This is a genomic window from Streptomyces sp. NPDC060205 (assembly GCF_042728395.1).
Classification (GTDB): Bacteria; Actinomycetota; Actinomycetes; order Streptomycetales; family Streptomycetaceae; genus Streptomyces.
The window spans coordinates 19,676-26,925 of record NZ_JBHWZP010000111.1; the positions used below are offsets into that span (position 1 = coordinate 19,676).

Annotated in this window: 5 protein-coding genes and 1 pseudogene; 3 read left to right on the forward strand and 3 right to left on the reverse strand. The window is 71.6% G+C overall.

What is annotated here, in order from left to right; translation table 11 throughout:
• Window positions 1–150: 150 nt before the first annotated feature.
• Window positions 151–948, forward strand: a complete 798-nt coding sequence (locus tag ACFWGJ_RS20755) for a phosphatase (RefSeq protein ID WP_387326511.1) — start codon at window positions 151–153, stop codon at window positions 946–948.
• 4 nt (window positions 949–952) lie between these two features.
• Here the strand turns inward: ACFWGJ_RS20755 and ACFWGJ_RS20760 are convergent, their stop codons facing one another.
• The 3 genes from ACFWGJ_RS20760 to ACFWGJ_RS20770 all read right to left on the reverse strand — a co-directional run bounded on the left by ACFWGJ_RS20760 (window position 953) and on the right by ACFWGJ_RS20770 (window position 3,814).
• Complete coding sequence (locus tag ACFWGJ_RS20760) at window positions 953–1,837, reverse strand: acyl-CoA thioesterase (protein ID WP_387326513.1); 885 nt, start codon at window positions 1,835–1,837, stop codon at window positions 953–955.
• A gap of 46 nt (window positions 1,838–1,883) precedes the next feature.
• Window positions 1,884–3,041 (reverse strand): acyl-CoA dehydrogenase family protein, encoded by a 1,158-nt coding sequence (locus ACFWGJ_RS20765; RefSeq protein ID WP_366782822.1) that lies wholly within the window; start codon window positions 3,039–3,041, stop codon window positions 1,884–1,886.
• Between the two features lie 128 nt (window positions 3,042–3,169).
• Entirely contained in the window at window positions 3,170–3,814 is a 645-nt protein-coding gene (locus ACFWGJ_RS20770) for a TetR/AcrR family transcriptional regulator (RefSeq protein ID WP_387326516.1), read from the reverse strand.
• 134 nt (window positions 3,815–3,948) lie between these two features.
• Between ACFWGJ_RS20770 and ACFWGJ_RS20775 the strand changes: the two genes are divergently transcribed.
• Together ACFWGJ_RS20775 and ACFWGJ_RS20780 are read left to right on the forward strand one after the other, a co-directional pair.
• Window positions 3,949–5,565 (forward strand): carboxyl transferase domain-containing protein, encoded by a 1,617-nt coding sequence (locus tag ACFWGJ_RS20775; RefSeq protein WP_387326519.1) that lies wholly within the window; start codon window positions 3,949–3,951, stop codon window positions 5,563–5,565.
• 38 nt (window positions 5,566–5,603) lie between these two features.
• Window positions 5,604–7,022 (forward strand): annotated as a pseudogene (locus ACFWGJ_RS20780) (acetyl/propionyl/methylcrotonyl-CoA carboxylase subunit alpha); the annotation flags it as partial.
• Window positions 7,023–7,250: the final 228 nt, after the last annotated feature.

Sequence of the window (7,250 nt, forward strand, 5' to 3'; positions counted from 1 at the left end):
TCCCCCCAGGGGCGCGGGGAACTGCGCGGCCGGCCCCCACCCACCCGCACCCGGCAAACAACCCACCCCACCCCCAAACCCCCGAGTGACTCAAATCCCACGGTTCGATACCCGGCACCACCCAGCGGAGCGCACCGGCAGAATGGGGGTATGCCGATACCCGTGACCCCCAGCCGCGCCGACCTCCTCGACCACCTCGTACAGACGCGTATCGCGGGCAACGTGGCCACCCCCCGCGAGAACAACCTCTCCCACTACCGCAAGCTGGCCAACGGCGACCGCAACTACTGGCTCGGTCTGGAGCTCGGCGACCGCTGGACCGACGAGCAGGACGTCCTCGCGGTGATGGCGGAGCGGTGCGGCGTGAACGACGACCCGGAGTACCGGTACGGCCAGGACACCATCGACCCGGAGCTGACGGTCGACGCGCTGGAGCGCATGGCGGGCCGGCTGCGCAAGGCCGCGGCGGGCGGGCAGCGCGTGCTGTTCGCCACCGGCCACCCCGGCGGCCTGCTCGACGTGCACCGCGCCACCGCCGCCGCCCTGCGCGCGGCCGGCTGCGAGATCGTCGTCATCCCGGACGGCCTGACGACGGACGAGGGGTACGTCTTCCAGTTCGCCGACGTCGCCGTCCTGGAGCACGGCGCGACCTTGTGGCACACCCACTCGGGCGAGCCGATGCGGGCGATCCTGAAGGCCCTGGAGGGCGAGGGCCGCCCCCTGCCGGACCTGGTGGTCGCCGACCACGGCTGGGCGGGCTGCGCGGGCCAACTGGGCGTGGACTCCGTGGGGTACGCGGACTGCAACGACCCGGCCCTGTTCCTCGCGGAGGCGGAGGGCACGGTCCAGGTGACCGTCCCGCTGGACGACCACGTGACGAGCCCCCGTCACTACGACCCGATGACGGCGTACCTGCTGGCCGCGGCGGGCCTGACCGGCAACGAGTGAGTGCCTAGTCCCGTGGGACGCGGACCACGCCCTCCTGGATCACCGTGATCGCCAGTTGCCCGTCCCGCGTGTAGATACGGGCCTGCCCGAGGCCCCGCCCTCCGGACGCGGACGGCGACTCCTGGTCGTACAGGAGCCATTCGTCGGCGCGGAAGGGGCGGTGGAACCACATCGCGTGGTCCAGGGAGGCCCCGACGACGTCCCCGGTGACCCAGCCGCCGCGCCCGTGGGCGAGCAGCACGGAGTCGAGGAGTGTCATGTCGGAGACGTACGTGGCGAGGCAGACGTGCAGCAGCGGCTCGTCGATCACGCCGTCGAGCTTGCCGTTGGTGCGGAACCAGACCTGCGAGCGCGGTTCGCGCGGCCTGCCGACGCTCGCGAACGGCGGCGCGTCGACGTAGCGCAGGTCGACGGCGGCCCGGGCCTCCAGCATCCGCTGGGCGACGCCCTGGTCGCCGTACGCCTCCAGGTACCGCGGCAGCATCTCGGCCGTGGTCTCCAGCGTCTCCGGGTCGGGCGCGGGCGGCATGTCGGCCTGGTGGTCCATGCCCTCCTCGTACGTCTGGAACGACGCGGAGAGGTGGAAGATCGGCTGCCCGTGCTGGACGGCGACCACCCGGCGGGTCGTGAAGGACCGGCCGTCGCGGATGCGGTCGACGGTGTAGACGATGGGCGCGCCCGCGTCCCCGGCGCGCAGGAAGTAGGCGTGCAGCGAGTGCGCGTGCCGGTCCGCGGGGACCGTGCGCCCCGCGGCGACCAGCGCCTGCGCCGCGACCTGCCCGCCGAAGACGCGCGGGACGACGGCGAAGCGCGACTGGCCTCGGAAGATGTCCTGCTCGATCCGCTCAAGGTCGAGCAGATCGAGCAGTCCCTCAAGTGCCTGACTCATGCGTCAGTTGTACCGTGCAGTCGTTTCCCGGATGGTTTCGCGGGCCTTACAGGCCCATGTTCTTCGCGATGATCGACTTCATGATCTCGCTGGTGCCGCCGTAGATGCGGTTGACGCGGTTGTCCGCGTACAGGCGGGCGATCGGGTACTCGTTCATGAAGCCGTAGCCGCCGTGCAGCTGGAGGCAGCGGTCGATGACGCGGTGGGCGACCTCGGTGCAGAACAGCTTCGCGGACGCGGCCTCGGCGGCGCTGAGTTCACCGGCGTCCAGTGCCTCCAGGGCGCGGTCGGCGACCGCCTGGGCGGCGTCCACCTCGGCCTGGCAGGCGGCCAGCTCGAACTTGGTGTTCTGGAAGTGCGAGACCGGCTTGCCGAAGACCGTGCGCTCAAGCACGTACTCCTTGGCGAAGCGGACGGCCGCCGCGGCCTGCGCGTACGCGCCGAACGCGATGCCCCAGCGCTCGGAGGGGAGGTTGCCGCCGAGGTAGTAGAAGCCCTTGTTCTCCTCGCCGAGGAGGTCCTCGACGGGCACCTTCACGTCGACGAACGCCAGCTCGGCGGTGTCGGAGGTCTTCAGCCCGAGCTTGTCGAGCTTGCGGCCCACCGAGTAGCCCTCGGACTTGGTGTCGACGGCGAAGAGGGAGATGCCGAAGCGGCGGTCCTCGGCCGTGGACGGGGAGGTGCGGGCGCAGACGATCACGCGGTCGGCGTGCACGCCACCGGTGATGAAGGTCTTGGCGCCGTTGAGGACGTAGTGCGTGCCGTCCTCGCTCAGCTTGGCGGTGGTCTTCATGCCCGCGAGGTCGGAGCCGGTGCCCGGCTCGGTCATCGCGAGGGCCCACATCTCCTCGCCGGAGACGAACTTCGGCAGGAAGCGCTTCTTCTGCTCGTCGGTGGCGAGCGCCTTGATGTAGGGCAGGCCGAGCAGCACGTGCACACCGGAGCCGCCGAAGGAGACACCCGCGCGGGCGGTCTCCTCGTACATCACGGCCTCGAACTTGTACGAGTCGATGCCGGCGCCGCCGAACTCCTCGTCCACCCGGATGCCGAAGACGCCCAGCTCGGCGAGCTTGTAGTAGAAGTCGCGGGGCGCCTGGCCCGCCGCGAACCACTCGTCGTAGACGGGGACGACCTCGGCCTCGATGAAGGCGCGCAGGGTCTCCCGGAACGCCTCGTGATCCTCGCTGAACACCGTACGGCGCACCGCCGCCACCTCCGCCTGGCTCAAGTTTCCATGTCCGAGCGCATACCTAAGCGCTTGCTCAGGCCTACGTTACCGGCCGGTCACGACCATCGTCCAGACCAGGACCCGCAGGCTCCCCGAGACGCTCGTCACGCCCCGGCGGCTCCGCCCGCTCCGGCAGCCCCGGCCGTCCCGGCCGCTGCGGGCGCCCCCGCGGCCGCGAAGGCGCCCCTCGCCATACGGTGCAACAGTTCCGCCGTGCCCGCCCGTCCGGGCAGCGAGCCGGGGCGCCCCAGATGCGGTGTGGAGTTCAGCAGTCCGAAGACCGAGTGCACGGCCGAACGGGCGCTCGGCTCGGCCAGCGCGGGGTGGATCTCGCGCACGACCGTCACCCACAGCTCGACGTACTGGCGCTGCAGCTGCCGTACGAGCTTGCGGTCGGTGTCGCGCAGGCGGTCCAGCTCGCGGTCGTGCAGGGTGATCAGCGGGCGGTCGTCGAGCGCGAAGTCGATGTGCCCCTCGATGAGCGAGTCCAGGAGCACCTCCGGGCTCCCGCCGGACTCCGCCACACGGAGTTTGCCGCCGGTCAGCAGCTGCTCGCTGATCCCCACCAGCAGCTCGGCGAGCATCGCGTCCTTGCCGGCGAAGTGGCGGTACAGGCCGGGCCCGCTGATGCCGACCGCGGCGCCTATCTCGTCGACGCCGACGCCGTGGAAGCCGCGTTCGGCGAAGAGCCGGGCGGCTTCCTTGAGGATCTGCTCGCGGCGGGTGGGGGCGTCGGTTCTGGTGGCCATGGAAGCAATTCTAGACAGGATGGTTAGCGCTCGTTAACCTGAAGGAAACGCGTTAACGCTCATTAACTTGTTGCAGTGATCACGTTCGGCGACTTGGTTCATTGACCGGTGACACCGGGTGAGGGGACCGCAGGATGCACGAGGCACCGGAGCTCCACAGCGCGGCCGATCCCGCGTCGGAGGCCTGGCGGAACAACGAGGCGGCGCACCACGCCCTCGTCGGCGAACTGCGGCGCAAGCTCGCCGCGGCCCGCCTCGGCGGCGGCGAGCGGGCCCGCGCCCGGCACACCGCCCGCGGCAAGCTGCTGCCGCGCGACCGCGTGGACACGCTGCTCGACCCCGGCTCACCGTTCCTGGAGCTGGCCCCGCTGGCGGCCGACGGGCTGTACGAGGGGCAGGCCCCGGCGGCGGGCGTCATCGCGGGCATCGGCCGGGTCGCGGGCCGCGAGTGCGTGGTGGTCGCCAACGACGCCACGGTCAAGGGCGGCACGTACTACCCCATGACGGTGAAGAAGCACCTGCGCGCCCAGGAGGTGGCGCTGGAGAACCGTCTCCCCTGCGTCTACCTGGTGGACTCGGGCGGCGCGTTCCTCCCCATGCAGGACGAGGTCTTCCCCGACCGGGACCACTTCGGCCGGATCTTCTACAACCAGGCCCGGATGTCCGGGGCAGGCATCCCCCAGATCGCGGCGGTCCTCGGCTCGTGCACGGCCGGCGGGGCGTACGTCCCGGCGATGAGCGACGAGGCCGTCATCGTGCGCGGCCAGGGCACGATCTTCCTCGGCGGCCCGCCCCTGGTGAAGGCCGCGACCGGCGAGGTCGTCACGGCGGAGGAGCTCGGCGGCGGCGAGGTCCACTCCCGCGTCTCCGGCGTCACCGACCACCTCGCCGAGGACGACGCCCACGCCCTGCGGATCGTGCGCACGATCGTCTCGACACTCCCCGACCGCGCCCCCCTGCCCTGGTCGGTCACGCAGGGCACGGAGCCGAAGGTGGACCCCGCCGGGCTGTACGGCGCGGTACCGGTCGACTCCCGCACCCCCTACGACGTACGCGAGGTCATCGCGCGCGTGGTGGACGGCTCGCGCTTCGCGGAGTTCAAGTCCGAGTTCGGCCAGACCCTCGTCACCGGCTTCGCGCACATCCACGGGCACCCGGTCGGGATCGTCGCCAACAACGGCATCCTGTTCTCCGAATCGGCCCAGAAGGGCGCGCACTTCATCGAACTGTGCGACCAGCGCGGCATCCCTCTCGTCTTCCTCCAGAACATCTCGGGCTTCATGGTGGGCCGCCAGTACGAGGCCGGGGGCATCGCCAAGCACGGCGCCAAGATGGTGACCGCGGTGGCCTGCACCCGCGTACCGAAGCTGACGGTGGTGGTCGGCGGCTCGTACGGGGCGGGCAACTACTCGATGTGCGGCCGGGCGTACTCGCCGCGCTTCCTGTGGATGTGGCCGAACGCGAAGATCTCCGTGATGGGCGGCGAGCAGGCCGCGTCGGTCCTGGCGACGGTGAAGCGCGACCAGCTGGAGGGCTGCGGCGAGTCCTGGCCGGCGGACGAGGAAGAGGCCTTCAAGGCCCCGATCCGCGCCCAGTACGAGACCCAGGGCAACGCCTACTACGCCACGGCCCGGCTCTGGGACGACGGCGTGATCGACCCGATGGAGACCCGGCAGGTCCTGGGTCTGGCCCTGACCGCCTGTGCGAACGCGCCACTGGGCGACCCCCAGTTCGGCGTCTTCCGGATGTGAGGGGACGGATGGGTACGGATATGAGGGGACCCGCGACGATGTTCGACACGGTACTGGTGGCCAACCGGGGCGAGATCGCCGTCCGGGTCATCCGGACACTGCGGTCGCTGGGCGTGCGCTCGGTGGCCGTGTACTCCGACGCGGACGCCGACGCCCGGCACGTGCGCGAGGCGGACACGGCGGTACGCATCGGCCCGGCGCCGGCCGCCGAGAGCTACCTCTCGGCGGAGCGCCTGCTGGAGGCGGCGGCCCGGACGGGCGCCCAGGCGGTGCACCCGGGCTACGGCTTCCTCGCGGAGAACGCGGCGTTCGCGCAGGCGTGCACGGAAGCGGGCCTGATCTTCATCGGCCCGTCGGCGTCGGCGATCTCCCTGATGGGCGACAAGATCCGCGCCAAGGAGACGGTGCAGGGGGCCGGGGTCCCGGTGGTACCGGGCTCGTCGGGCAGCGGCCTGACGGACGCGCAACTGGCCGCGGCGGCGCGGGAGATCGGCATGCCGGTGCTCCTGAAGCCCTCCGCGGGCGGCGGCGGCAAGGGCATGCGCCTGGTACGGGACGCGGCGCTGCTGGCGGACGAGATCGCCGCCGCGCGCCGTGAGGCCCGCTCCTCCTTCGGCGACGACACCCTCCTCGTGGAACGGTGGGTCGACCGCCCCCGGCACATCGAGATCCAGGTCCTGGCGGACGGCCACGGGAACGTGGTGCACCTCGGCGAGCGCGAGTGCTCCCTCCAGCGCCGGCACCAGAAGATCATCGAAGAGGCGCCGAGCGTGTTCCTCGACGAGAAGACGCGGGCCGCGATGGGTGAGGCGGCGGTCCAGGCGGCCCGCTCCTGCGGCTACTCGGGCGCGGGCACGGTCGAGTTCATCGTCCCCGGCGACGACCCGGCCTCCTACTACTTCATGGAGATGAACACCCGCCTCCAGGTGGAACACCCGGTGACCGAGCTGATCACGGGCATCGACCTGGTGGAGTGGCAGCTGCGGGTGGCGGCGGGCGGGCGGCTGGACTTCGCCCAGTCCGACGTGACTCTCACCGGCCACGCGGTGGAGGCCCGCATCTGCGCGGAGGACCCCGCACGCGGCTTCCTGCCGTCCGGCGGAACGATCCTGAGCCTGTACGAGCCCCAGGGCGACGGCGTGCGCACCGACTCCGGCCTGACGGAGGGCACGGAGGTCGGCTCGCTGTACGACCCGATGCTGTCGAAGGTGATCGCGTACGGCCCGGACCGCGCGACGGCCCTGCGCCGCCTGCGCGCGGCCCTGGCGCAGACGGTGACGCTGGGGGTGCAGACGAACGCGGGGTTCCTCCGGAAGCTGCTGGCCCATCCGGCGGTGGTGGCGGGGGAGCTGGACACCGGGCTGGTGGAGCGGGAGGTGGAGGGGCTGGTCTCGGATTCGGTCCCCGGGGAGGTGTACGTGGCGGCGGGCGTCCTGCGCCAAGCGGCTCTCACCCCCTGGGGGCTGCGCCCCCAGCCCCCCATCGGCCTGAACGGCCTCGTCCTCAAACGCCGGACAGGCTGAAACCCAACGACCGCCCCCCGCTCAACAGGCGACGGCGGAAGCGCACCAAGCCCCAAACGCACCGCAAGCCGACAGCCGCCGACGCCGAACGCCGGACGGTCGAAAAGGCGACGACCGGCACCCGGCGACGAGGCCCGGGAGCGGGCCGTGCCGGTACGTCGA

Coding starts and splice junctions, on each gene's coding strand:
- ACFWGJ_RS20755 (WP_387326511.1), top strand. CDS start 151: ATGCCGATACCCGTGACCCCCAGCCGCGCCGACCTCCTCGACCACCTC.
- ACFWGJ_RS20760 (WP_387326513.1), bottom strand. CDS start 1,837: ATGAGTCAGGCACTTGAGGGACTGCTCGATCTGCTCGACCTTGAGCGG.
- ACFWGJ_RS20770 (WP_387326516.1), bottom strand. CDS start 3,814: ATGGCCACCAGAACCGACGCCCCCACCCGCCGCGAGCAGATCCTCAAG.
- ACFWGJ_RS20775 (WP_387326519.1), top strand. CDS start 3,949: ATGCACGAGGCACCGGAGCTCCACAGCGCGGCCGATCCCGCGTCGGAG.